This is a genomic window from Diaphorobacter sp. HDW4A, assembly GCF_011305995.1.
Lineage (GTDB): Bacteria > Pseudomonadota > Gammaproteobacteria > Burkholderiales > Burkholderiaceae_C > Diaphorobacter_A.
In genome coordinates this window covers 4695516-4718781 of the sequence record NZ_CP049910.1, presented here as the reverse complement: position 1 = coordinate 4718781, position 23266 = coordinate 4695516, and the positions used below count along the sequence as shown (strand labels likewise).

Genomic DNA, 23266 nt, shown 5'->3' with positions numbered 1-23266 from the left:
ACAACCGCCGCGAGTCAGTCGTTCAATAGGAGGTGCTTTCGGCACTTCGCTTCGCTCTTGGCCAAAAAAAAGCGCCGCAATTGCGGCGCTTTTGGGAAATTTGGCATCTTGTGGGGATGCTCGGAATTTTTTAAATATGTTGTTTGAGTTGTGGCGTCTCCTCGGTCCCCTCGCTGCGTGCCGAGGCGCGCTTTCGAGTAAGGGGACTGTAATCGTTGCACATTGATAGTGCATTGGTGATTTCCCCACCCTATTTTGGAGCGCAGGACTACAGGCGCTGCCCCTTTTTGTGGCAGCGCCGAGCTGATGTCATTGGCACGACTCGTGCGTTTGTGGTTACGAATAGTAGTCATTGATACACGGAGAGCTATGACGGAGCGCAAGAAATTTGGCGTTATACGCCCGGCTTTGGTGGGTTTCGGGGCTTGTGTGGGGGGCGCGTGGTCGGCAAGCGTCGTGGCGGCCACCATCAGTCGTCCCTCCATCACGGAGGTTCAAGACATCAGTGCGGTGGATACCGTCTGGCTCATGACGGCGACGATTCTGGTGTTGCTCATGACGCTGCCGGGCATCGCGCTGTTCTATTCCGGAATGGTGCGGCGCAAGAACGTGCTGAACACCATGGCGAGCGTGATCGGCATTGCTTCTGTCGTGAGCATTCTCTGGTTCACCTTTGGTTATTCGCTGGCTTTCACTCCAGGAAATGAATGGATCGGCTCGGACCAGCGGTTCTGGTTTGGGGGGCTGGATTTCAGCGCCGTGCAGCAGAAAGTGGCGGTCAGTCATCTTGCGCCACATGTGCCGGAGGCCGCATTTGCGATGTTCCAGCTCGCTTTTGCCGTGATCACGGCGTCCCTGCTGGTGGGTGCATGGGTGGAGCGCATGCGCTTTGGGGGGATGCTGGTGTTCGTGGGGCTGTGGAGTCTCGCCGTCTATGCACCGATTGCGCACTGGGTCTGGGAGCCGGGAGGCTGGTTGGCCAAGATGGGCGCGCTGGATTTTGCAGGCGGCACCGTGGTGCATGTGAATGCGGGGCTGGCGGGGCTGGTCTGCGCCTGGATGCTCGGGCCGCGTCGTGGCTATGGGCGCGAGCCGCTTGAGCCGAGCAACCTCGGTTTCACCATGGTGGGCGCGGCGCTGCTGTGGATTGGCTGGTTTGGCTTCAACGCGGGCTCGTCGCTCGCGGCCGATGGGCGCGCGGCGCTGGCGCTGTCGGTTACCCACATTGCAGCCTGCGCAGGGGCGCTGGGCTGGGCGCTGGCGGAGTATCTGGTGCGCAGCAAGATCACGCTGCTGGGGCTGTGCTCGGGGCTCGTTGCCGGGCTGGTGGCGATCACGCCCGCCGCGGGCTTCGTCACGCCGCGCTCGGCGCTGATGATGGGTGCGATTGCGGGTGTTGCTTGCTATTGGGGCGCGACCAGCCTCAAGCGCATGCTCGGAGCGGATGACTCGCTCGATGTGTTCGGGGTGCATGGCGTTGGCGGCATTGTGGGCGCGCTGCTTACGGGGGTGTTTGCAGATGCGGACATCGCGGGCGTCTCGGGAAGTGTGCTTACTCAGGCCATCAGCGTTCTGGCCGTGGGCGCTTTCACGGTGATCACCACGGCGGCGCTGTTCTGGTTGGTGGACGCGTTGATCGGCCTGCGCGTGGACGAGGAGTCCGAGCAGGTGGGCCTGGATATTGCACTGCACAGAGAGCGTGTGAACATGTGAACGTGAAGGAGGATCCGACATGCCTGAAGCTGACCTTGTGGCCATTGCCGCGCATCTGCACGTGCTGCTGCGCAGAAACGCGGGCCGGGTGACGGACACCGAGTGGATGGCGGTGAACGTCGAATATGCACAGGCCATCATCGCCTTTGCCCGTCAGCATGCAGAGCGCAACCCTGCTGCGGATCTGCTGGAATGGGCTGGCAAACTGGAGCAGGCGTGGCTGGATCACCTCAATCGCGAGCAGCGCGTGCCGCTCGTGCAGCGCGCGTCAGACATGCTCCGGCAACGCGTGGAGGCGAAGAAGTACATCGGCTCGCTGCGCTGAGGCGAGTGATGCGTGAGATTTCTGTACTTGCGTGCAGATCGCTCACTCACCCTTGCGAATCCACTCCGCCGCCTTCTCCGCCAGCATCAGTGTCGGTGAATTGGTGTTGCCGCTGGTGATGGTCGGCATCGCTCCGGCATCCACCACGCGCAGACCGGTGATGCCACGCACTCGCAGGTGCGAGTCGAGCACCGCCATCGGGTCATCTGCACGGCCCATGCGGGTGGTGCCGACGGGGTGGAAGATGGTGGTAGCGATGTCGCCCGCAAGCCGGGCGAGGTCTTCATCGGTCTGGTACTGCGGGCCTGGCTTCCATTCTTCGGGGGAGTATTTGGCGAGTGCCGGTTGGGCGCAGATGCGGCGCGTCACGCGCAGGCTGTCGGCGGCGACCTTGCGGTCTTCGTCGGTGGACAGGTAGTTGGGCGCAATAGCCGGTGCCGTCTTGAAATCGGCGTTCTTGATGGTGACCGAGCCTCGGCTTGTCGGGTTCAGATTGCACACGCTCGCGGTGAAGGCCGGAAAGCTGTGCAGCGGTTCGCCGAAGGCGTCCAGCGACAGCGGTTGCACGTGGTACTGGATGTTGGGGTGCTGGTGCTCCGCGCTGCTGCGGGTGAACGCGCCGAGCTGCGAGGGGGCCATGCTCATCGGGCCGCTACGCTTGAGCGCGTATTCGAGCCCGATCTTCGCCTTGCCGACCAGGCTGCTCGCCAGCACGTTGAGCGTGGGCACGTTCTGGACTTTGTAGACCGCGCGGATCTGCAGATGATCCTGCAGGTTGGCACCGACGCCCGGCAGCTCGTGCACCATGTCGATGCCGTGCTGCTGCAGCAGCGCCGCAGGGCCAATGCCCGAGAGCTGCAGCAGCTGCGGTGAGTTCACCGCGCCCGCGCTCAGGATCACCTCCTTGTTCGCCTTCACCGTGATCATCTCCTGCCCAGTCCAGACCTGTGCGCCAGTGCAGCGTTTGCTGCCATCGGGCTGGGTCTCGACGATGAGTTTCGTGGCCTGCGCGTTGGTCCACATCTCGAAGTTCGGACGGCCATAGCAGGTGGGGCGTAGAAACGCCTTGGCGGTGTTCCAACGCCAGCCGGATTTCTGGTTCACCTCGAAGTAGCCCACGCCCTCATTCGTGCCGCGATTGAAGTCGTCGGTAGCCGGCACGCCCGCTTGCGTCGCCGCTTGGGCGAAGGCGTCGAGCACATCCCAGCGCAGGCGCTGCTTCTCCACGCGCCACTCTCCCGAGCCGCCCGTGCTCTTGCTGCCGTGCAGCTGCTTGAAGGCTTCGGTGGCGTTGGCCGGATCATCAAGGCGCCAGTGGTCCTCATGGCGGCGGAAGGCCGAAAGTACGTTGTCCCAGCGCCAGTCATCGTCGCCGGTGACATCAGCCCAGTGTTCGTAGTCGCGCGCCTGACCGCGCATGTAGATCATGCCGTTGATGCTGGAGCAGCCGCCCAGCGTCTTGCCGCGTGGATAGCGCAGCGTGCGACCGTTCAGACCCGGGTCGGGCTCGGTGTTGTAGAGCCAGTCGGTGCGCGGGTTGCCGATGCAGTAGAGATAGCCGACCGGAATGTGAATCCAGTGATAGTCATCACGCCTTCCTGCCTCGATGAGCAGCACGCTCTTTTGCTTGTCGGCACTGAGCCGGTTGGACAGCAATGCACCGGCCGTGCCGCCGCCGATGATGATGTAGTCGAATTCTGTGTTGTCGCTCATGGATGCCCGAATGCCTTGTCTGAATGGCGGTGTGTCTCTTGCGGCCATTGTGCGCAACGGCATCCGGGTGTCGAGAGGGGAAGCGCTGAAACGCTATGAAATTTGTGGCGTAAGGTTCATGCAATCAGCGCTTGCTAGAGGTTTTGTGAAGTTTTTTCACCCGCCTCCCCTTCGCGCTTTTTGATCAAGATGCGACACACTCAGAAGTGGATTTCTCCAACGAGCATGAACGCCGAACGCTTGGTGCCCGCAGCCTCGGATGGCGGCGTGCCATACATGTTCTTCCAGTATTCATAGGCAGGGCCGATGTAGAAGGTGCGCGGGGAGCCCATCAAAGCGCCCACGTCGAACAGGGCCGAGGCACGAGCCAGCACCTCGGTTTTGGTCTGTTGATGGAATCCATCTTTGCCCTTGGGGCCAGTGACACTGGCGAAACCCTTGAACACCATGGGAACAGAGCCGACATTGAACGGAGTCAACCAGCTGCTTTCGAGATGCCATGCGGTCTTGTAGGTGATGTCGACCTGCGCGATGCCGTTGTGATTGGACTCGGTGCGCAAGCCCGCCATCGCGTTCCAGTAGCCGCGTGGCACGGCAAAGTTGACCGATGGTCCGAGCACGAGCATGCGAGCGCGCGAGCCATACAAGTCGTTCTTGGCTCCAAACTCGAAGCCTGTCGTGAAGCCGACGTCACGGACGAATCCGAAGCCCACCTGCTGTCCCAGAATCTTGCCGGCACTCCAGTCCACACGGCCGACGCTGTAGACGTCCTGCGCCCCCTTGGTGCCGTTCGCCTCGGGGTTGTACTGGTCGGACACCAGATAGTCGACGTTGAAGATGTAGCTGCCGTACTTGAACCCGCCCACGGTGGCGAGCGTGCCGATCTTCTGGGCGACTTTGTGGTCGCTGCCGGGGAAGTAGAAGTCAGTGCCATATCGTGCCCCAACGAAGGTATCGTTCCAATTGGTTGGGGGCGCGTGATTTTCCTGCGCCTCCTGAGCATGGCTCAATGTGCTGAAACAAAATGCCATGGCCATGGCCATGGCGATTTGAGTGCGGTGTTTGATGTTGAAATTTCTTTTCATGTCTCCATCCCTTGTGAATTGCATCGATCAAAGGCAACGAGAATTCATGGATTGAGAAAACTCGCTGTCACATATTCGACGGGAGGAAGATTATTCGAATGAAGGTCGTTCTGCTTTAGATAAAAATGAGATTTTCTGGCACTTTTGCTCATTCATGAAAATGACGGTGTGGGCAGTGAATTCACTAGCATTTCGTTGATTCAAATGACAAAAAAATGGCGCTACGCAAGGCGTAGCGCCAAAAGTATTCGCCATCCACCTTTTGAAAGGTTAGGGCGAACAACGACGAATCGTATATTGGTGGGTGAATTGAAAATGGGCGAGTCAATAACCGCCGGTATCAATGGAATGCAGCGGATGAGATTTTTTGAATATGCAGATGGCAGCGTTTCGAGAAGCGCTTCGGATTATTGATTCAGCCCATTATTCAGGCCTGTGGTAAGGCGTTGATCGTGGGCGACATATATTCGGGTCGACGTTGAATCGACCGCCTGGCCGCATTGAACAGCACGAGTTGTACGGCAACCAGACCGAGAGCGGCATAGCCGATGGCTGTGTAGCCGATGTAGTGAACCAGCGTGCCGCCAAGGAATGGCGCAATCGCGGCGCCCACCATCACCATGGCTGGCGTTCCGGCGACCGCACGGCCGCTGGGATCCAGTCTGGCCAGAAGCCCGAATGCGAAGGTGTGGGTGAACAGGATGGTGAACCCCATCAATGCCCCGGCGACTTCGTACATCCCGAAGTGCGATGTGTGTGTGATCATCATCGCGAAGATGCCTTGCAGAATGGGTGCGAGCGAGATCACGGTCGTGGCTTTCACGTGTTTTTCCAGCAATCCGGCCAGAGGCGCTGGAACCAGCGTGACGACGCCATAGACAATCAAAGCCAGCGTCACCATGTCGCGTCCGAAGCCGCGCACCATGCCGATGCGTTCATAGAAACTCAGCGTCATGGCTTGTGTCATGGCCATGAATGCGATGGCGACGATCATCAGCCAGATCGCTCCCGGAAGGGGCTTGGTGTCCGACTGACTTGAGTCCCTGTTGATGTCCAATGTGCGGGTTCGCCGAGGAAAGTTCAGCAAGGCCATGAGCGCTGCGACCCCCATGGTGATGGCGAACGCAATGAACAGGGCAGGGCCACCGAATTTCGCGACAACGCCAGGTGTGCCGCCGAGAAAGATGATGCCGAAAATGCCGACTGCGAGGCCCGCAAAAGCGAACACGCGGTGCGGATTGTTCGCGTGCCCAATGGTGCCGTGGGTGAAGCTGAGTGCCATTCCCGTCGCCACGCCGCCAATGAAGTGCAACGGCCCCAGCGCGGCCAGCGTGGATTCTCCGGAGCACATGACGAAGATGGCCGCCGCCAATGCGAAGCCGCTCACCACGGCCCACTTGGCGTTCAGGCGGTTGAGTCGCGGCGCAAAGAACAGGCTGGACAGTGCTGCCCCGATCAGAAACAAGGTGGGCATACCGCCCGCCTGCTGAGGGTCAAAGTGATAGTGCACGACCAGGGTGCCAACCCAGAGTGGCAGCGCGATCAGGTCGAGCATGCCCGCACAATTTCCGACCATCAAGGTCAGCGTGCCACGAACGCTTTCGATCGTGGGCATTTTTTGTTTTGTCTCCTGCATTTTCTTCTCCTTGGGCGAGGCGCCGGGCGCCACGCCTTCATGAATGAACGACCCGTGCGTCGTCGGAGCGCAGATGCATCGGCTCGACTCTTGGGGTCAAGTCCCATGCGACGGGAATGGGCTGTGAATCGTTGGCTCAGGGAATGGAGCCCGCTGACGGGAGCCTGCGTCGGTTGTCCGCCATGCGTGTGAGTGCGGGCCTCGACCGGGGCTCCTGTTCGTGCATCAGATCGGCTGCACCATGGTCTCGATGACCTTCTGAGTGGCGGCGATGTTGTCGAAGCCAGGCTTGCGGCCCTTTTCCCATTCGCCGATATCGACGCAGCACTGAATCACGAGGCGGCATCGTTCATAGCGGCGGTCGGTGTATTCCTGGAACGCCACGTCCGGATCACTGGACGAGTCGAGGCATTCGGCCAACACCACGCCGTCTTCGATGGCTTGCGCTGCGCCCTGGCCCAGATGCGGCAGGAAGGCGTGCGCCGCGTCGCCCAGCAGCACGATGCGGTTCTTGTGCCATGGCGGTGGAGCAATCATCCAGTCGATGGGGCGGAACACAACGGCGCTGGAGTCCTTGATGTGATGATCACGCACCGCGCCCGTGAGTCCCCCGAATCCCTTGAGCTTGTCGCACAGCACTTCGGCCATCGAGTCCTGTTCCAGCCAGGTGCCCTGCTCCCATTCGCTGTTGTAGAACATGTAGGCCAGTTCGGGGCCGATTGGCACGTAGCCGGCCATGCCTTCCGGACCGCGTTGGAGAATGATGCGGTCGATGTCCATCTGCCCCGGAATGCGTCTGGGGATGTTCACGCGGAAGGCGGACTGCCCGTTATAGGTGGGCTTGAGATCGATGCCCAGCACATGTGTTCGGACCTTGGAGTAGGTGCCGTCGGCTCCGACCACGAAGTCGAACACGCCGCTTGTACCGTCCGAGAACGCCACGCGCACGTTCTCACCGTTGTCGGCGATCTCGGTGAATGTCTTGCTGTATTCGATGACCACGCCAACTTCGCGCGCCTTCTTGGTGAGAATCTCGTGCAGTTTGGGACGTGTCAGGCCGTTCATGGGTGGCAGTTCACTGCCAGGGATGGCGGCGCCTGGTATCTCGCGCACTTCCTTGCCCTCGAAGTCCAGCATCTTGCCCCAGGCACGGGTGGCATATCCGGCGTTCATGCAGGCGTCGGCACAGCCAATGGCTTCCAATGCGCGCAGTGCGTTCACGGGCTGGATGATGCCCACTCCGAAGACCGACGAGTGCATGTCGGCCTGCAGCTCCACGACCTTGACGTTGAAGCCCTTGTTGCGCATGGCGATGGCGGCTGAAATGCCACCGATACCGCCGCCGATCACCAATATGTTTTTTGTACTCATAACCATCTCCTTTTGAAATTTTTTGATATAGGACGGAATGCCCGGAACCGGACATTCCGTGACTGGATAAACAGACTTCCGAAGTGCGGTATCGCTCAGGCACTGGGGCGGGCGCTTGGAGCCCGACCCGTGATCTCGTCACCTACGTCCTTGGCAAGGCCCATGTAGAACAGCGCTGCCGATGCACTCATCACCCCGGCAAGCACGAGCGCCAGCCGGAAGTCCGGGAGTGCCAGCACGGCGGCTGCACGCGAGGTCTGGCTCAGGGTCAGCAGCAGGGCGCCCACGGCGACGCCAGCGCCCATGCCGATCTGCTGAGTCAGGGACGACAGCACCGAAGCCGGTTGGCGTTGAGGCGGCGGAACATCTGCGAAATTGACCATCGTGATCGCTGTGAGTTGCATGGATCGGCCCGCACCGGCAAACGCCAGAATCACGCCATTCAGCAGCAGGTCGGCCTGTGGAGACACAAAGCCGCACAGTGCAATGCCGACGCCCGAGACAAGGCTGCTCCAGATGAGCGCATTGCGAATGCCGATGGCCTTGAGAATCGGTGTGGTGACGGTCTTCATGAGCAGATTGGCAAGCATGTAGATCACCAGCAGGCTACCCGACTGAAGCGGGGTCATTCCATAGGCCAACTGAAACATCAGCGGCAGCAGGAACGGCGTCGCGCTGATGGCAGCACGCGAGATCACGCCGCCAGTCACACTGCTGATGAAGAACGATTTCACCTTGAGGATGGACGGGTTGACCAATGGATGCGCCGTGCGGCGCAGGTGCCAGTGCACGACCGTGCCCAGTGCGCAGGCCACGGCGAGCAATGCCGCGCCCCAGGACATGGCGGACTCTTCTCGAATGCTCAGCAGATCGAGGCCATAGGTCAGCGCACCCAGTCCCAAGGCCATCAACACAAAGCCCATGAAATCGAATGGTTTGGCGGGTTGGCGCTCATTGGGGATGTACAGCATCACGAGTGCCACGCCGATCAGACCGACAGGAATGTTGGCGTAGAAAATCCAGCGCCAGTCGGCGACGCTGGTGATGAATGCTCCCAATGGTGGGCCGATCACGGGCGCCGCCAATCCCGGCCAGATCAATGCAGAGAGCGCCCGGCCCAGATCCTTTTTCTGCGAAGTGCGCAGCACCACCAATCGGCCCACTGGACTCATCATCGCGGCGGCCATGCCCTGCAACACGCGTCCTGCGATGAAGACGTGAAAGTCCTGCGAGAGCCCGCACAGGACCGACGCCAACGTGAACGTTGCGATTGCTGTGGCAAACAGGGTTCGCGTTCCGATGCGATCGGCCAGCCAACCCGATGCGGTCACGCAGACGGCGACAGCCATGAGATACGCCGTGATACCCACGCTCATTCGCGCGACATCGACATGAAAGCTCTGCGCCATGTTCGGCAACGCGGTCACGATGATCGTCGCGTCCAGCGTTTCCATGAAGAATGCGATGGCCACGATGAGTGGGATGAGCATCGATCGTCCACTGGCTTGCGCATCCGGGCGGCCAGCGGGTGATGAGGTGGAGGGGGGAGTCACAGGGAATCCTTGAGTTCTTTTGGAAATTCCATCAGCCAGACGACTGCCTGGCTGAAAAACGAGTGTTGAGGCATGACAAAAACGTCTCGTTCAAGCCATGTACAAATTAAAACACCCGCGAGTTTCTTAAGTCAAGTCAATTAAAACCCTAATGAGTTTCCTAAATCGTGATGCCTGTTTGTCTCGGCTCAAAGACGGTTGCCCCGGGTTGGGCTTGTGCTTTCTTGCCCTCTCCTTGAGCGCAAAACATGAGCCCCCGTGCGACCTAGGGAGGATGGAGGCGCCCACTAGAATTCATCTTTCAACGGATCAGCACAGGCACATCACTTCCCATGGCAAGAACAGGACGACCACCCGAGATGACAACGCAGGAGCGCCGAGCGGCTCTCTTCGCCGCTGCCGAGGCGCTGTTCGGTGCGCGGGGTTATGACAAGGTGACCATGGACGAGATCGCCACCGCCGCTGGCATGTCCAAACGCACGCTCTACCAGACCTTTGCGGACAAGAACGAGCTGTTGCGCGAACTGATCGGGTCGTCCTACATTTGGCCGGAAAAGGCGTTCGAGGTGGACAGCTCCGATCCCGTGGACGAGTTGCGGTTGCGCCTGAGGGTGATGGTGGACCATGTACTGTCGGTGCGACATATCGGCCTGTGCCGCTTGGCCATCAGCGAGAGCACGAAGAATCAGGGCCTGGCCGACACCTTCGTGGCCATGGGCATCGGCAAGAGTCGGGAGAAACTGATTCAATCCATCGAGCGTATTCCCGAGAAGCGACGTGTGCTTGCGCTGCCATCGGAGATCACCGCAGGCATGTTGTACGGCGCGACCTGCGGCCTACGCCTGACCCGCGCACTGCTGACCGGCGCGGAGCCGGACATCCAGGACGCCTACGCGACGGTGGACACCGTTGTGGCTGCCACCTTCAAATGACGCAGAAATCGCGCCAGCATTGACTTGTTGGGCGCAGAGGCTTGCATTTGGCGCAACCCATCGAGGCCACTACATCAGCGACGCCAGCAGCCGCGCCACATGCACCGCCTCGCGCTGCGCACCATCGGCGATCTGGTGGCGGCAACTGGTGCCGTCGGCGACGACGATGGCGTCGGGCTGCTTGCGGATCGCGGGCAGCAGCGCGGCCTCGGCCATCTGCATCGAGACCGCGTGGTGCTTGGCCTCGTAGCCGAAACTGCCAGCCATGCCGCAGCAACTGCTATCGATGAGCTCGGCCTGAGTTTCGGGGATGAGCCTGAGCACCTCCATGATCGGCGTGACCGCGCCGAACGCCTTCTGGTGGCAGTGGCCGTGCAGCAGAATCTGTTGTCCGGCAGGGCGCAGCTTGAGCGCGAAGCGGCCAGCCTTGATTTCCTTGGCGATGAATTCCTCAAACAGCAGCGCCTGCTTGGACACGGTGACCGCCTTGTCGCCAAGGCCCAGCACCAGCGCCTCGTCGCGCAGCGTGAGCAGGCATGAGGGCTCGAGTCCGACCACTGCAACGCCTGCCTGCGCGAGCGGCAGCAGCGCGTCGATCAGCGCACCGGCACGCTCGCGGGCCTCGTCGACCATGCCGCTCGCGAGGTAGGTGCGCCCGCAGCAGTGGTGGCTGCCGTTGCCTTTCTCGACGGTGTGGATCACATAGCCTGCGGCCTTGAGCACGCGTGCGGCGGCAAGGGCGTTTTCGGTTTCGAAGGTGCCGTTGAAGGTGTCGACGAACAGGACGGCCGCCTTCTGGTGCAAGCGCGCGGCGGCGAGCGTGGATTCGAGGTCGGAGAACAGCGCGCGGTCCTCTTCCTGCATGTGCCAGAAGGTGTCGCTGCGCCATGCGGGCAGGCTGCGCTTGGCGGAGAGACCCAGCACTTTTTCGCCGAGCCATGCCGCGCCGGGCACACTGTTGCGTAGGTTTATGAGCCATGAGAACTGGCTGGCCGATGCGGCGTAGTCAGGCAGCTTGGCGATGAGTTTGTCCTTCAATGTGTGGCCGTGCTTGGCCTTGTAGTGCGAGAGAAATTCGATCTTCATCTTCGCCATGTCCACACCGGTCGGACAGTCGCGCTTGCAGCCCTTGCAGCCCACGCACAGGTCCATGGTCTCGTGCATCTCCTCGCTGGTGAAGGCATCTGGGCCGAGCTGGCCCGAGAGCGCAAGCCGCAGCGTGTTGGCGCGCCCGCGCGTAACGTGCTGTTCGTCGCGTGTGACGCGGTAGCTCGGGCACATGGTGCCCGCGTCGAACTTGCGGCAGGTGCCGTTGTTGTTGCACATCTCCACGGCCTTGGCGAATCCGCCGGTCACGTCGCCGCCGGTGCCCGGCGTGCTCACCTCTTCGGTGACGGGATCGGCATCCACGTTCCATGCCGACCAGTCGAGCGCGGGCGTGATCGGAATGCGCTTGTAGGGCTTGCCGCTGCTGGGCGGCGCGAAGCGGAACAGCGTGCCGTCGTCCATGCGCGGCGTGTCGATGATCTTGCCGGGGTTGAACAGGTTGAGCGGGTCCATCTGTTGCTTGATGGCGCGGAAGGCCTCGTTGATCGCGGGGCCGAACTGCCATTCGATCCACTCACCACGGCACAGGCCGTCGCCGTGTTCGCCGCTGAACGCGCCCTTGTACTTGCGCACCAACTCCGCTGCCTCTTCGCCGATGGCACGCATTTTGGCGGCACCGCCTTCAGGGCCATCGACGCGCATGTCCAGAATCGGCCGCACATGCAGCGTGCCCACCGATGCGTGCGCATACCAGGTGCCGCGCGTGCCATGTTTCGCGAAGACCTCGGTGAGCCCGTCGGTGTATTCGGCCAGATGTTCGAGTGGCACCGCGCAGTCCTCGATGAAGCTCACCGGCTTGCCGTCGCCCTTCAGGCTCATCATGATGTTGAGGCCCGCCTTGCGCACCTCCCACAGGTTCTTCTGCGGCGCGTCGTCGGGCATTTCGACGACAGTGCCGGGCAGGCCCAAGTCGCCCATCAGCTCGACCAGTTGCTTCAGCTTGGGCAGCAGTTCGGCCTTGTTCGCGCCCGCGAATTCCACCAGCAGAATCGCTGCGGGCGTGCCGTTGATCAGCGCGGTTTCCATGGTCGGGCGGAAAGCCGGATTGCTCAGCGCCAAGTCGATCATCGTGCGATCCACCAGTTCCACCGCACAGGGCCCGAGCCGGGCGATGTGCTGCGCTGAGTCCATCGCGCGGTGGAACGATTCGAAATTGATCACTCCGAGCACCTTGGATTTCGGCAGCTCCGAGAGCCTGAGCGTGAGGCTCTTCGTATAGGCCAGCGTGCCTTCCGAGCCGATCAGCAGATGCGCGAGATTGACCGAGCCGTCACTGGTGTACGGCTTCTCGTTCTGGTTGTGGAAGATGTCGAGGTTGTAGCCCGCCACGCGGCGCATCACCTTGGGCCAGCGTGCCTCGATTTCGGCCTGATGCTGGCGCGCGAGCGAGCGCACGAACTCCGCGAGCTGCGTTTCTTTTGCGCCCAGTTGCGACACCGGCCCGAAGTCCAGCAGATCGCCATTGGAGAGCAACGCGCTTGCGCCGACCACGTTGTGCACCATGTTGCCGTAGGCGATCGAGCGCGAACCGCAGGAGTTGTTGCCCGCCATGCCGCCGAGCGTGGCCTGCGCGCTGGTGGACACGTCAACGGGATACCAGAGCCCGTGCGGTTTGAGCTGCGCATTGAGGTGATCGAGCACGATGCCGGGCTCGACGGTGGCCGTGCGGTTTTCCACGTCCACGCTGAGCACCTTGCGGAAATGCTTGGTGTTGTCCATCACCAGCGCCGCGCCGGTGGTCTGGCCGCACTGGCTGGTGCCGCCGCCGCGCGGCAGCACGGGCACCTTGAGTTCGCGCGCGATGGAGAGCGCGGTCGTGATGTCGCGCTCGCTGGTCGGCACCATCACGCCCACCGGCATGATCTGGTAGATCGACGCGTCCGTTGCATAGCGTCCGCGCGATGCGGCGTCGAACATCACCTCGGCTGCGGTTTCCGCGCGCAAGCGCTGCTCGAGCTGGTGACACACCTCGTTGGGCGGAAGAACGGTGCCGGCGGGGGCGAGACGGTGCTGAGGATCGATCTGCATGGGGGCTTTCAGGTGGTCGCTGTAGGGCAACGGATTTGTCCATTCCCGCCAAAGTCAGCGACGTTTTCAATTTTGCATTCATTATTTGTCACGGATTTCCCATATGTTTCAGGGAAATCCATGATTCATGTTTGTCTTTTGAATGCAAAACTGCAGGAACTGAGAAAAATATCAATGGCCGATCAGAGCCACTCACCCTCAAGAGATGAAGGAGACACTCACCATGCCCGCAAGCAAACCCGTCCGCGCCGTGGCCGCCGCCGCGATCTCTCTGCTGGCCCTCGCCGGGGTGGCACATGCCGACTGGGCGCCCACCAAGGCCATCGAATTCGTCGTGCCGTTCTCGCCGGGCGGCGCGTCCGACCAGATGGCGCGCGTGATCCAGGCCGCCATCACCAAGCACGAGCTGGTGAAGGTGCCCATCGTCATCCAGAACAAGGCGGGCGCATCGGGCGCCGAAGGCATCCTTGATGTGAAGGGCGCGGCCAAGGATGCGCACAAGGTATTGGTCGCATCGACCGGCATCTTCACCGTGCCGATGGCCACCGGTCTGCCGTTCAACTGGAAGGACCTCACACCCGTCGGCATGGTCGCGCAGGACGAGTTCGTGCTGTGGGTGAACGCCACCACGCCCTACAAGACCTCGGCCGACTACATCGCCGACGTGAAGAAGAACCCCGGCAAGTTCAAGATGGGCGGCACCAGCTCCAAGCGCGAAGACCAGGTGATCACCGCTGAGGTCGAGCACAAGAGCGGCGCCAAGTTCACTTACATCCCTTACAAGGGCGGCGGCGAGGCCAGCACCCAGCTCGTGGGCAAGCACATCGATTCCAATCCCAACAACCCCAGCGAATCCATCGCCCAATGGCGCGCGGGCCAGATACGCGCGCTCTGCTTGTTCTCCGACAAGCGCAGCAGCTACACCACCAAAGTGACCGACGCGCAAAGCTGGGCCGACATTCCCACCTGCAAGGAGCAGGGCCTTGATGTGACCTACAACATGCTGCGCGGCTTCTTCCTGCCCGGTGGCGTGAGCGCCGATCAATCCAAGTTCTATCAGGACCTGCTCACCAAGGTGGTGGAGACGCCTGAGTTCAAGGAGTACCTCGAAAAGAACGCGCTGCGCCCGGATTTCATGGTGGGCCAGAAGTTCGTCGACTTTCTTAAGCAGGATGAAGCGCGTCATGCAGAAATCATGAAAACCGCCGGGTTCATGAAGTGACGGACATAAGAGATTGACGCAGCATGTCCGATTCAAGCCAAACGATTGACGACCACGGCGCTGAGCGCGGCATCAGCAGGCGCTCGGTCGAATGGGCTGTGGCGTTCATCCTGTTCGCACTCGCCGCACTGGTCATCTGGGACAACCAGCGCATAGGCGCAGGCTGGGACGAATCCACCGGCCCGCAGGCGGGTTACTTCCCCCTGCGCATCGGCATCGCCGTCGCCATCGCTGCATTGTGCGCGGCGTGGCAGGCGTTCCGGCACAAGGGCGACGAACTGTTCGCCACTTGGTCGCAGCTCAAGAGCGTGTCTCAGGTGCTGGTGCCGCTCACCATCTACATCGCCTTGATCGGCACGCTCGGCATCTATGTCGCCTCCGCACTGTTCATCGCCGCCTTCATGCGCTTCGCAGGCGGATACGCATGGTGGAAATCGATTGCGCTCGGCGTGCTCACCAACGTGATCGTGTTCGTGGTGTTTGAAATCCAGTTCAAGGTGCCGTTGCCAAAGGGACCACTGGAAGCGTGGCTGGGCTACTGAGAGAGCAAAAGTATCCACGGACAAGCGCACGTGGGGCATGCGGATCATGCCGGGGTAACGGCGGTGTGAACTCAGCACCACAACGGCAAGATCGCCGCCTCAAAACAAATAACCAATCGAAGCCGGAAGGCTTCGTAAAAGTTGGAGTCAGATGATGGAAGACTTTGGCGCTCTGATGAACGGCTTCAGCGTCGTGCTGTCATGGAACAACATGGGGCTGATGCTGGTCGGCATCTTGCTTGGCATCGTCGTCGGCGTGCTCCCCGGCCTCGGTGGCCCGAACGGCGTCGCCATCCTGCTGCCGCTCACCTTTGGCATGAGCCCCACCTCGGCCATCATCCTGCTGAGTTGCATCTACTGGGGTGCGCTGTTCGGCGGTGCGATCACCTCGGTGCTGTTCAACATTCCGGGCGAGGCCTGGTCCGTCGCTACCACCTTCGACGGCTACCCGATGGCCCAGCAGGGCAAAGCGGGGGAGGCGCTCACGCTGGCGTTTACCGGTTCGTTCATCGGCGCGATTTCGGGCGTGTTACTGATCACCTTTCTCGCACCGCTCGTCGCCTCATTCGCACTCGAATTTGGCCCGCCAGAATTCTTCGCCGTGTTCTTTCTCACGTTCTGCAGCTTCATCGGCATGGGCAAGGAATCCAAGGCCAAGATCGTTGCCGCAATGGGCGTAGGTTTGCTGCTCGCCGCTGTCGGCATGGATACGATTTCCGGCGAGTTGCGCATGACGTTTGGTTCCAGTGAACTGCTGCGCGGCTTTGATTTTCTCGTGGTGGTGATCGGTCTTTTCGGCATCAGCGAAATACTTATCACCATCGAGGAAGGACTCGCCTTCAAAGGAAAAAAAGCGCAGATCGATCTTAAGGTGGTGTTAAAGACCTGGGCGAGCCTGCCGCGCTACTGGCTCACCATGCTGCGTTCGTCCGCTGTGGGCTGCTGGATGGGTGTGACGCCGGGCGGCGCGGTGGCTGCGAGCTTCATGGGCTATGGCTTGGCAAAGAAGTTCTCGCGCAAGGGCGACAACTTCGGCAAGGGCGAGGCCGAAGGCGTGCTCGCGCCCGAAACTGCCGCGCATGCCGCTGGCACGGCGGCGCTGCTGCCCATGCTCGCGCTCGGCATTCCGGGCTCCGCCACGGCAGCAGTGCTGCTGGGCGGTTTGATGATTTGGGGCCTGCAGCCCGGCCCACTGCTGTTCACTGAGCAAAAAGATTTCGTATGGGGCCTGATCGCCAGCATGTACATGGGCAACCTCGCGGGGCTGATCATCGTGCTCTCCACCGTGCCGCTGTTTGCCGCGATTTTGCGCATCCCGTTTTCCATCGTCGCACCGATGATTCTGATGGTCTGCGCGATCGGTGCATTCACCGTGAACGGATCGGCCTCCGACATCTGGATGATGCTGCTGTTCGGCGTGGTCGGCTATGTGTTCAAGAAACTCGACTACCCGCTCGCCCCCATGGTGCTCGCCATCGTGCTCGGCGACCGCATGGAAGACGCCTTCCGACAGAGCATGCTCGGCAGCAACGGGAACGTTGGCGTGTTCTGGCACAACGGGCTGTCGGGGACGATCATCACGCTGGCTTTGATTCTGCTGTTCTGGCCGGTGATTGGGGTGATGATGGCGAAGGTAAAGGGGCAGAAAAAGAAAGCCGTGCCTGCCGTGGACATGACTTGAAGACGAACGTCAAACTTTATCTAGAAGTTCGTTTATCAGTTTATCGGCAATCTTTTGCTCGTATGCGCCAAGACTGATACCAGACGATGTTTTCCAGCAATCTCGACCATTTATGGCGTAACCAACCAGAATCGCTGCGGCTTGTGACGGACTGGTAAATAGATGGTCTTTCAGTAGTTTGAGTTGTCCATTTTGATGTGCGATGGCACCGGAACTCTTTAGCTTTTCGCGCAGAGCCCTGTATCCTCCACTAAGACTCTCACGCATCTTTTCGGCCACATTCGCTCCAGCACGAACGACAAATCCCTCATCTGTTTTTTCCGCCTCAGCGATAGTGCGTCCGGAGATACGCAACTCGAAAATTACTGGCAATTCCTTTCCCGAATCTTCGGACGCTTGGATGGCGGAAGAAGCTTGAGTTTGTTCGGTTAAAGCGCTTGTAAGACTAGGGTTTGCTGGTTTGACAAGAGGGTCTAAAACCTTATGCCCCAAGACTCCAATGAGTGACCTGATGGATGCAAGAAATTCTTCCATAGCATCTTTGTCTGCACGGGGTAGGGAGGGTAGCGGTGGCAGGTTGCCGTTGGTGATTCGATATCTACCAGCCAAGGTTGTCAACTGAACCAATCTACATTCCAAATACTTCACATGTGACTTGGTCAGGTGATCGTCCTTGCTTGTAAAGGCAATGAGCTCTGACCAAAATTCCTTGGACGTGAGGTGGTTCTTGAGGCGATCTATAACGACCTCTGACTCTCCTATGTATACGGCGTCTTCCCCTGTTTCCTCATCAATACCAAAAAGCAGATAGACGCCAGGACGTTTAATTTCGCCCCAATCCTTGAGTTCGGAAAATCGGTTGCGTGGACAAGCCAACGCTTGTCCTGACCAATTTGTGATTTCAGCATGACGGACACCTGTTGACGTGCCATCGGCGAGGTATATGCGTATTTGCTTGCCCATATTTCTTTCATTTTTTGTCGCGGGTGTTCGCATCAAACAGATTTACGTTTCGCTTTGGCGGCTGTTGAGGTGCTCGTGGAAGCACTACTTTTCCTCAATTGTGATAGCACCGCATCCCTCTTGTTCTCCAAATGCCCCACCAGAATCCGCTTGAGCTTCGCCCCATCACGCGCAGCCAACGCTTCCAGCATTTCGGAGTGTTCAGCCGCCGCGAGCTTCCACTTGCTCTCATCATGATTGGTATGAAACCGCACGGGATGGGCCCGCGTGTTTACGCTGCGGTAGATCTGTGAGAGCACCGGGTTCTTGGCGGCGGCGTTGATGGCGGCGTGGATGCGGGCGTTGAGGTCGTAGTAACCGGCGAGGTTCTTGCGGGCGAAGCAGGCCATCATTTCGTAGTGCATGGCCTGGATTTCCGAGAGCTCGTCTTCGGTGATGCGTTCGGCGGCGAGCTCGCCGGACATGCCTTCGAGCGTGGCCAGTACTTCGAACGTGCTGATGATGTCGCTCTCGTCGAGCCGCGCGGCGACCGCGCCGCGATTGGGCAGCAGCTCCACCAGACCCTCGGCCGCGAGGAGCTTGATGGCCTCGCGCAGCGGGGTGCGTGAGACGTTGAGCACCTCGCAGATCTCGCGTTCGTTGAGCTTGGCGCCGGGCTCGATCACGCCTTCGACCAGCATGTGGCGCAGGCGGTCGGCGACCTGTTCGTGAAGCGCCATGCGCGGGATGTTGTCCATGGTCTTGCTGGCGGAGAGGATCGTCGGTTTGGCGTTGTTCATGGAAATGAATTCAATTTTGACGCTTCGTATGCTAATGACTAGGGTTAACGATCATCAGTTTTTGTATTTTGCATTCAAAATGTAGCCTGAAAGGAAGACGACATGCTGCAACTCGATTTTCACCCTACTGGCCGCCATTTTCTGCAAATTCCGGGACCCAGTCCCGTGCCTGATCGCATTTTGAGGGCGATGAGCCTGCCGACGATTGATCATCGTGGTCCGGAGTTCGGCGCTTTGGGCAAGAAGGTGCTGGGTGACATCGGCAAAATCTTCAAGACCAAGCAGCCGGTGGTGATCTATCCGGCCTCGGGCACGGGTGCGTGGGAAGCCGCTCTTGCCAACGTGATGAGCCCGGGCGACGAGGTGCTGATGTACGAGACGGGGCATTTCGCGTCGCTCTGGATCAAGATGGCGACGCGGCTCGGGTTGAAGCCCGAGGTGCTCGCGTATGAAGGCGTCGACAAGCATCTGCCGAACGCGCCGGGTTGGCGGCGCGGCGTGCAGGCCGACCTGATCGAGGCGCGTCTGCACAAGGACACGGAGCGCAGGATCAAGGCGGTGTGCGTAGTGCACAACGAGACCTCGACGGGCGTGACCTCGGACATTCTCGCGGTGCGCAAGGCCATCGACGCGGCGGGCCATCCTGCGCTGCTGATGGTGGATTCGATCTCGGGCCTTGCCTGCGCGAATCTGGAGCACGACGCCTGGGGCATCGACGTGACGGTGTCGGGCTCGCAGAAAGGGTTGATGCTGCCGCCGGGCATCAGCTTCAACGCGGTGTCGCAGAAGGCTGTTGAGGTGTCCAAGTCGGCCAAGCTGCCCAAGGCATTCTGGGCGTGGGACGAGATCATCGAGGTCAACAAGGGCGGCTACTGGCCCTACACGCCGAACACGAATCTGCTGTACGGCCTGTCGGAGGCGCTGGACATGATCCTCGGCCAGGGCATGGATGTGGTGTTTGCGCGCCACCAACGCTGGGCGGCGGGCGTGCGTGCGGCGGTGAATGCCTGGGGGCTGCCGATCCAGTGCGCCGATGCGGCTGTCTATTCGCCGGTGCTGACCGGCGTGATCCTGCCCGAGGGCGTGGATGCGGACGCGGTGCGCAAGCTGATCTACGACCGCTTCGACTTGTCGCTGGGTCAGGGGCTGGGCAAGCTGCGCGGGCGTATGTTCCGGCTGGGGCATCTGGGCGACAGCAACGATCTCACGCTGGTTGCCATGGTCGCCGGTGTGGAAATGGGGCTCAAGCTCGCGGGCGTGAAGTTGGCAGGCAGCGGCGTCGAGGCGATCATGGGGCATTTCGCTGCCGATGCGTCGCAATCTTTACCTTCAGCTGAGGGGGCGGCAAAGCTGCGTGTGGCATAGTTTCGGGCAGTTCTTACAAGCACTTGTCCGACAGTATTCGGGAGCAAAGGCGCGCGAGCGCCTTTTCTTTTTGTGGAATGATGAGATGGGTGTTCGCTCGATGGGTGTGGGCTGGGCCTGCTGTCTGGCCGGGTTTTGCTGCGCTTGCAACCCTCCGGCTGCCAAGAGTGCAAAATCACCACCTTTCGTGCAGAGGTTTCCCTTGAGCCATGGTCCGTCGGACCTGGCCGCCAATACATTGCCATGCAGATTACCAACCCGCCGTCGATACTGGCCGATTCCGGCAACCGCTCCAGCGTGAAGGCGCAAGGGGAATGGGTGTCTGCGGCCTTTGCCGACCGGCTGGTCTGGAAGCGGTTGGATGCGGAGCTTGAGCGCGCGGGCAGCGATGCCGAATGGGATCTGCAAGGCATCGAACGCCTCGACCATGTGGGCGCGCAGATTCTCTGGAACCACTGGGGCAAGCGGGCGCCTGCCAAGTGGCTGCTTACGCCCGCGCAGCAAGAGGTGTTTGAGCAGCTTGAGCGTTTCAGCAAGGTCGAGGAGCCGCCGAAATCCACGCCGTGGCTCTATGCGCAGATGTGCCATCTGGGCGCGCTGCTGTTCGGCGCGTATGTGCATTTCAAGGATCTGGTCGCGCTGGTTGGACAGTTGGTGTTCGATCTCTGCCGCCTTGTCGCCAATCCGCGCAAGGGGCCGTGGCGTGACATTTCCGCGCATCTGTACCGCATGGGCGCGACGGCGCTGCCGATCACGGCGCTCGTGGGGTTTCTGATTGGCGTGGTGCTGGCCTATCTGATGTCGCTGCAGCTGCGGCAGTTCGGCGCGGAAACCTTCATCGTCAATATTCTCGGCATCTCGCTGATCCGCGAGCTTGGACCAATGCTGGGCGCAATTCTCGTGGCCGGACGTTCGGGCTCGGCGATCACCGCGCAGATCGGCGTGATGCGGGTGACTGAAGAGCTCGACGCGTTGCGCGTGATGGGCATTCCGCACGGCTTTCGTCTCGTCATGCCGCGGGCGCTGGCGCTCGGCATTGCGATGCCGTTGATCGCGCTGTGGACGACGCTGGCGGCGCTCGCGGGCGGCATGCTTGCGGCCGATCTGGCGATGAATATTTCTCCCGCCTATTTTGTGGAGGCACTGCCCGCAGCGGTGAACGTGTCCAACCTCTGGCTGGCGATGGCCAAGTCGGTGGTGTTCGGCGTGTTCATCGCGTTGATCGGCTGCCACTGGGGGCTGTCGGTGGAGCCGAATACGCAGAGTCTCGGTGAAGGCACGACGGCGTCGGTGGTGAGCGCGATCACCATGGTCATCATCGTGGACGCGCTGTTCGCCATCGCGTTCAAGAATCTGGGGTTCTGAGCGATGAACGCATCGACCAAGCAATACATGAACGCAGGCTCGGCGCCGACGGCGCTCTCGCATGCGCCCGCGCCGCCGCCGCTCGACGCGCCGGTGGTGGTGGAGATCCAAAATCTCTCGACCGTGTTCGGCGAAGGCGCGGACGCTTTCACCGTGCACAAGGACCTGAACCTCACGGTGCGCAAGGGCGAAATCGTCTCGCTCGTGGGCGGTTCTGGCACGGGCAAGACGGTGTTGCTGCGCCACATCCTCGGGCTGACGCAACCGACATCGGGCACGGTCACCGTGCTTGGTCATCCAGCGAGCGATCTCACGAGCGAGGGCGCAACGAGCCGCGTCGGCATGTTGTTTCAGCACGGCGCGCTGTTCTCGGCATTCAACGTGCTCGACAACATCGGCTTTGCACTGAAGGAGCAGGGCACGCTGCCGCCGGATGTGATCCACGACGCCGCGCTGGTCAAGCTGCAGATGGCTGGCCTCAAGCCCGAGGTCGCCGCGCGCATGCCGGCCGATCTTTCGGGCGGCATGATCAAGCGTGTGGCACTGGCGCGCGCGCTGATCATGGACCCGCCGCTGTTGCTGCTCGACGAGCCCACGGCCGGGCTCGACCCGAACGGCTCGGACGAATTCTGCGAGCTGCTCAAGGAGCTGCACGCGACGCTGGGCCTCACCGTCATCATGGTCACGCACGATCTGGATTCGCTGTTCGCGTTGTCGACCACGGTCGCCGTGTTGGCCGAAAAGCGCGTGATCGTCACCGGCACTCCAGCCGAGGTGGTGCATTTCGATCATCCCTTCATTCACCACTTTTTTCTCGGAGATCGCGGCCGCAGGGCGATGGCGGCGTTGCCCCCTGAATTCGCCGGATCTCCGGCCAAGGAAAGCTGATGGAAAACAAGTCTCACGCACTGGCTGCGGGCATCTTCGTGATCTTGGTGGCGGCGCTGCTCGCCGGCCTCGGTCTCTGGCTCTCGCGCGACAAGACGGACTACAAGGTCTTTGAGCTGTCGAGCAAGGAAAGCGTCACGGGTCTGCAGCCGCAGGCCGCCGTGCGCTACAAGGGTGTGGCGGTCGGCAAGGTCACCTCGGTCGGCTTTGACCGCGAGGCCAGTGGCAACGTGCTGATCCGCATCGCGGTGAACGAGAACGCGCCGATCAGCAACACCACTTTTGCGACGCTCGGTTATCAGGGTGTGACGGGTCTGGCACATGTGCAGCTCGACGATGCGGATTCGCCCATCGAGCCGATTCCGGTGGGTGAAGACGGCATTCCGCGTCTGCCTCTGCAGTCCTCGCAGTTCAGTCAGATCGCAGAGCAGATTCCCAACATCATGGTGCAGGTGAACGAGGCGACGCGAAAGCTCAACACCTTGCTCGGCGACGAGAACCAGAAGAATTTCAGCGTCGCCATCGCTCAGCTCGGCGAGGCGGCGGGCAATGTGAACGTGCTGGTCAAGCGCCTCGACAACACGGTGGCCACCAAGCTCGATCCGGCGCTTGCCACCATGCCGGGCCTGGCCAAGGATGCACAGCAGACGCTGGCTTCGCTGCGCGCCGCAGGCAACAGCGCGGCGGCGGCGGCCAACGACATCGGCAAGACCGTGCAGGGCCTGAGTCAGGAGGGCGGCCCGGTCAAGGAAATCGCCAGCAGCGCACAGTCGCTCGCTGCTGCGGCCGACCGTTTTGGCCGCGTGACCCTGCCGCGCCTGAACCGTGCTGCCGACGAAACCGGCCGCGCCGCGCACCGCCTTGGCCGCACGGCCGACAACATCAGCGACAACCCGCAGTCGCTGATCTACGGCAACGGCAGCGGCTCCGCAGGCCCCGGCGAGCCCGGCTTTGTCGCACCGGCCTTTGCTGCACCTGCGGCGACGAAATGAACCAAC

At 61.0% G+C, this 23266-nt stretch carries 19 protein-coding genes; 11 read left to right on the top strand and 8 right to left on the bottom strand.

The window, feature by feature from the left end:
• Positions 1 to 456: 456 nt before the first annotated feature.
• Positions 457 to 1713, top strand: coding sequence for an ammonium transporter (locus G7047_RS21680; protein ID WP_371813816.1), 1257 nt, complete (start codon positions 457 to 459; stop codon positions 1711 to 1713).
• A gap of 19 nt (positions 1714 to 1732) precedes the next feature.
• The gene (locus G7047_RS21675; RefSeq protein WP_166309990.1) at positions 1733 to 2038 is read left to right on the top strand and encodes a hypothetical protein; all 306 of its coding nucleotides are present in this window, start codon (positions 1733 to 1735) and stop codon (positions 2036 to 2038) included.
• Positions 2039 to 2080: 42 nt separating this feature from the next.
• On the opposite strand, the gene G7047_RS21670 is transcribed toward G7047_RS21675, so the two are convergent.
• Positions 2081 to 3751, bottom strand: coding sequence for a GMC family oxidoreductase (locus G7047_RS21670; RefSeq protein ID WP_166309989.1), 1671 nt, complete (start codon positions 3749 to 3751; stop codon positions 2081 to 2083).
• Between the two features lie 200 nt (positions 3752 to 3951).
• On the bottom strand, positions 3952 to 4836 hold the full coding sequence (locus G7047_RS21665; RefSeq protein ID WP_166309988.1) for an outer envelope protein: 885 nt from the start codon (positions 4834 to 4836) through the stop codon (positions 3952 to 3954).
• Between the two features lie 168 nt (positions 4837 to 5004).
• On the opposite strand from G7047_RS21665, the gene G7047_RS21660 reads away from it, so the two are divergent.
• Positions 5005 to 5250 carry a hypothetical protein gene (locus G7047_RS21660; protein ID WP_166309986.1) on the top strand — a complete coding sequence of 82 codons (246 nt, stop codon included), beginning with the start codon at positions 5005 to 5007 and terminating at the stop codon, positions 5248 to 5250.
• Between the two features lie 13 nt (positions 5251 to 5263).
• On the opposite strand, the gene G7047_RS21655 is transcribed toward G7047_RS21660, so the two are convergent.
• The 3 genes from G7047_RS21655 to G7047_RS21645 all read right to left on the bottom strand — a co-directional run bounded on the left by G7047_RS21655 (position 5264) and on the right by G7047_RS21645 (position 9333).
• The gene (locus tag G7047_RS21655; protein WP_166309984.1) at positions 5264 to 6451 is read right to left on the bottom strand and encodes an MFS transporter; all 1188 of its coding nucleotides are present in this window, start codon (positions 6449 to 6451) and stop codon (positions 5264 to 5266) included.
• Between the two features lie 246 nt (positions 6452 to 6697).
• On the bottom strand, positions 6698 to 7843 hold the full coding sequence (locus G7047_RS21650) for an FAD-dependent monooxygenase (protein WP_166309982.1): 1146 nt from the start codon (positions 7841 to 7843) through the stop codon (positions 6698 to 6700).
• Between the two features lie 95 nt (positions 7844 to 7938).
• Positions 7939 to 9333 (bottom strand): MFS transporter, encoded by a 1395-nt coding sequence (locus tag G7047_RS21645; RefSeq protein ID WP_166309980.1) that lies wholly within the window; start codon positions 9331 to 9333, stop codon positions 7939 to 7941.
• A 422-nt stretch (positions 9334 to 9755) separates the two neighbouring features.
• Between G7047_RS21645 and G7047_RS21640 the strand changes: the two genes are divergently transcribed.
• Positions 9756 to 10328, top strand: coding sequence for a TetR/AcrR family transcriptional regulator (locus tag G7047_RS21640; protein WP_166309978.1), 573 nt, complete (start codon positions 9756 to 9758; stop codon positions 10326 to 10328).
• 69 nt (positions 10329 to 10397) lie between these two features.
• Here the strand turns inward: G7047_RS21640 and G7047_RS21635 are convergent, their stop codons facing one another.
• Entirely contained in the window at positions 10398 to 13463 is a 3066-nt protein-coding gene (locus tag G7047_RS21635; protein WP_166309976.1) for an FAD-binding and (Fe-S)-binding domain-containing protein, read from the bottom strand.
• A 223-nt stretch (positions 13464 to 13686) separates the two neighbouring features.
• Here G7047_RS21635 and G7047_RS21630 point away from each other — a divergent pair, with 223 nt between their 5' ends.
• The 3 genes from G7047_RS21630 to G7047_RS21620 all read left to right on the top strand — a co-directional run bounded on the left by G7047_RS21630 (position 13687) and on the right by G7047_RS21620 (position 16908).
• Positions 13687 to 14685 (top strand): tripartite tricarboxylate transporter substrate binding protein, encoded by a 999-nt coding sequence (locus G7047_RS21630; protein WP_166309974.1) that lies wholly within the window; start codon positions 13687 to 13689, stop codon positions 14683 to 14685.
• Between the two features lie 23 nt (positions 14686 to 14708).
• Positions 14709 to 15227 carry a tripartite tricarboxylate transporter TctB family protein gene (locus G7047_RS21625; RefSeq protein ID WP_166309972.1) on the top strand — a complete coding sequence of 173 codons (519 nt, stop codon included), beginning with the start codon at positions 14709 to 14711 and terminating at the stop codon, positions 15225 to 15227.
• Positions 15228 to 15381: 154 nt separating this feature from the next.
• A complete protein-coding gene (locus tag G7047_RS21620) occupies positions 15382 to 16908 on the top strand; it encodes a tripartite tricarboxylate transporter permease (protein ID WP_166312201.1) in 1527 nt (508 codons plus the stop codon).
• 9 nt (positions 16909 to 16917) lie between these two features.
• Here the strand turns inward: G7047_RS21620 and G7047_RS21615 are convergent, their stop codons facing one another.
• Positions 16918 to 17871, bottom strand: a complete 954-nt coding sequence (locus G7047_RS21615; protein WP_205904660.1) for a GIY-YIG nuclease family protein — start codon at positions 17869 to 17871, stop codon at positions 16918 to 16920.
• A 32-nt stretch (positions 17872 to 17903) separates the two neighbouring features.
• Entirely contained in the window at positions 17904 to 18650 is a 747-nt protein-coding gene (locus tag G7047_RS21610; protein ID WP_166309968.1) for a GntR family transcriptional regulator, read from the bottom strand.
• Positions 18651 to 18752: 102 nt separating this feature from the next.
• Between G7047_RS21610 and G7047_RS21605 the strand changes: the two genes are divergently transcribed.
• From G7047_RS21605 to G7047_RS21590, 4 genes are all read left to right on the top strand, one after another.
• Positions 18753 to 20015 carry an alanine--glyoxylate aminotransferase family protein gene (locus tag G7047_RS21605; protein ID WP_166309966.1) on the top strand — a complete coding sequence of 421 codons (1263 nt, stop codon included), beginning with the start codon at positions 18753 to 18755 and terminating at the stop codon, positions 20013 to 20015.
• Between the two features lie 243 nt (positions 20016 to 20258).
• A complete protein-coding gene (locus G7047_RS21600) occupies positions 20259 to 21380 on the top strand; it encodes an ABC transporter permease (protein WP_166309964.1) in 1122 nt (373 codons plus the stop codon).
• Between the two features lie 3 nt (positions 21381 to 21383).
• Positions 21384 to 22268 carry an ABC transporter ATP-binding protein gene (locus G7047_RS21595; RefSeq protein WP_240939213.1) on the top strand — a complete coding sequence of 295 codons (885 nt, stop codon included), beginning with the start codon at positions 21384 to 21386 and terminating at the stop codon, positions 22266 to 22268.
• A complete protein-coding gene (locus G7047_RS21590) occupies positions 22268 to 23260 on the top strand; it encodes an MlaD family protein (protein ID WP_166309962.1) in 993 nt (330 codons plus the stop codon). Before G7047_RS21595 ends, G7047_RS21590 begins: the two co-directional genes overlap by 1 nt.
• The last annotated feature ends 6 nt before the right edge of the window (positions 23261 to 23266 follow it).

Coding starts and splice junctions, on each gene's coding strand:
- G7047_RS21675 (WP_166309990.1), top strand. CDS start 1,733: ATGCCTGAAGCTGACCTTGTGGCCATTGCCGCGCATCTGCACGTGCTG.
- G7047_RS21670 (WP_166309989.1), bottom strand. CDS start 3,751: ATGAGCGACAACACAGAATTCGACTACATCATCATCGGCGGCGGCACG.
- G7047_RS21665 (WP_166309988.1), bottom strand. CDS start 4,836: ATGAAAAGAAATTTCAACATCAAACACCGCACTCAAATCGCCATGGCC.
- G7047_RS21655 (WP_166309984.1), bottom strand. CDS start 6,451: ATGCCCACGATCGAAAGCGTTCGTGGCACGCTGACCTTGATGGTCGGA.
- G7047_RS21650 (WP_166309982.1), bottom strand. CDS start 7,843: ATGAGTACAAAAAACATATTGGTGATCGGCGGCGGTATCGGTGGCATT.
- G7047_RS21645 (WP_166309980.1), bottom strand. CDS start 9,333: ATGCTCATCCCACTCATCGTGGCCATCGCATTCTTCATGGAAACGCTG.
- G7047_RS21640 (WP_166309978.1), top strand. CDS start 9,756: ATGACAACGCAGGAGCGCCGAGCGGCTCTCTTCGCCGCTGCCGAGGCG.
- G7047_RS21635 (WP_166309976.1), bottom strand. CDS start 13,463: ATGCAGATCGATCCTCAGCACCGTCTCGCCCCCGCCGGCACCGTTCTT.
- G7047_RS21630 (WP_166309974.1), top strand. CDS start 13,687: ATGCCCGCAAGCAAACCCGTCCGCGCCGTGGCCGCCGCCGCGATCTCT.
- G7047_RS21625 (WP_166309972.1), top strand. CDS start 14,709: ATGTCCGATTCAAGCCAAACGATTGACGACCACGGCGCTGAGCGCGGC.
- G7047_RS21620 (WP_166312201.1), top strand. CDS start 15,382: ATGGAAGACTTTGGCGCTCTGATGAACGGCTTCAGCGTCGTGCTGTCA.
- G7047_RS21615 (WP_205904660.1), bottom strand. CDS start 17,871: ATGGGCAAGCAAATACGCATATACCTCGCCGATGGCACGTCAACAGGT.
- G7047_RS21610 (WP_166309968.1), bottom strand. CDS start 18,650: ATGAACAACGCCAAACCGACGATCCTCTCCGCCAGCAAGACCATGGAC.
- G7047_RS21605 (WP_166309966.1), top strand. CDS start 18,753: ATGCTGCAACTCGATTTTCACCCTACTGGCCGCCATTTTCTGCAAATT.
- G7047_RS21600 (WP_166309964.1), top strand. CDS start 20,259: ATGCAGATTACCAACCCGCCGTCGATACTGGCCGATTCCGGCAACCGC.
- G7047_RS21595 (WP_240939213.1), top strand. CDS start 21,384: ATGAACGCATCGACCAAGCAATACATGAACGCAGGCTCGGCGCCGACG.
- G7047_RS21590 (WP_166309962.1), top strand. CDS start 22,268: ATGGAAAACAAGTCTCACGCACTGGCTGCGGGCATCTTCGTGATCTTG.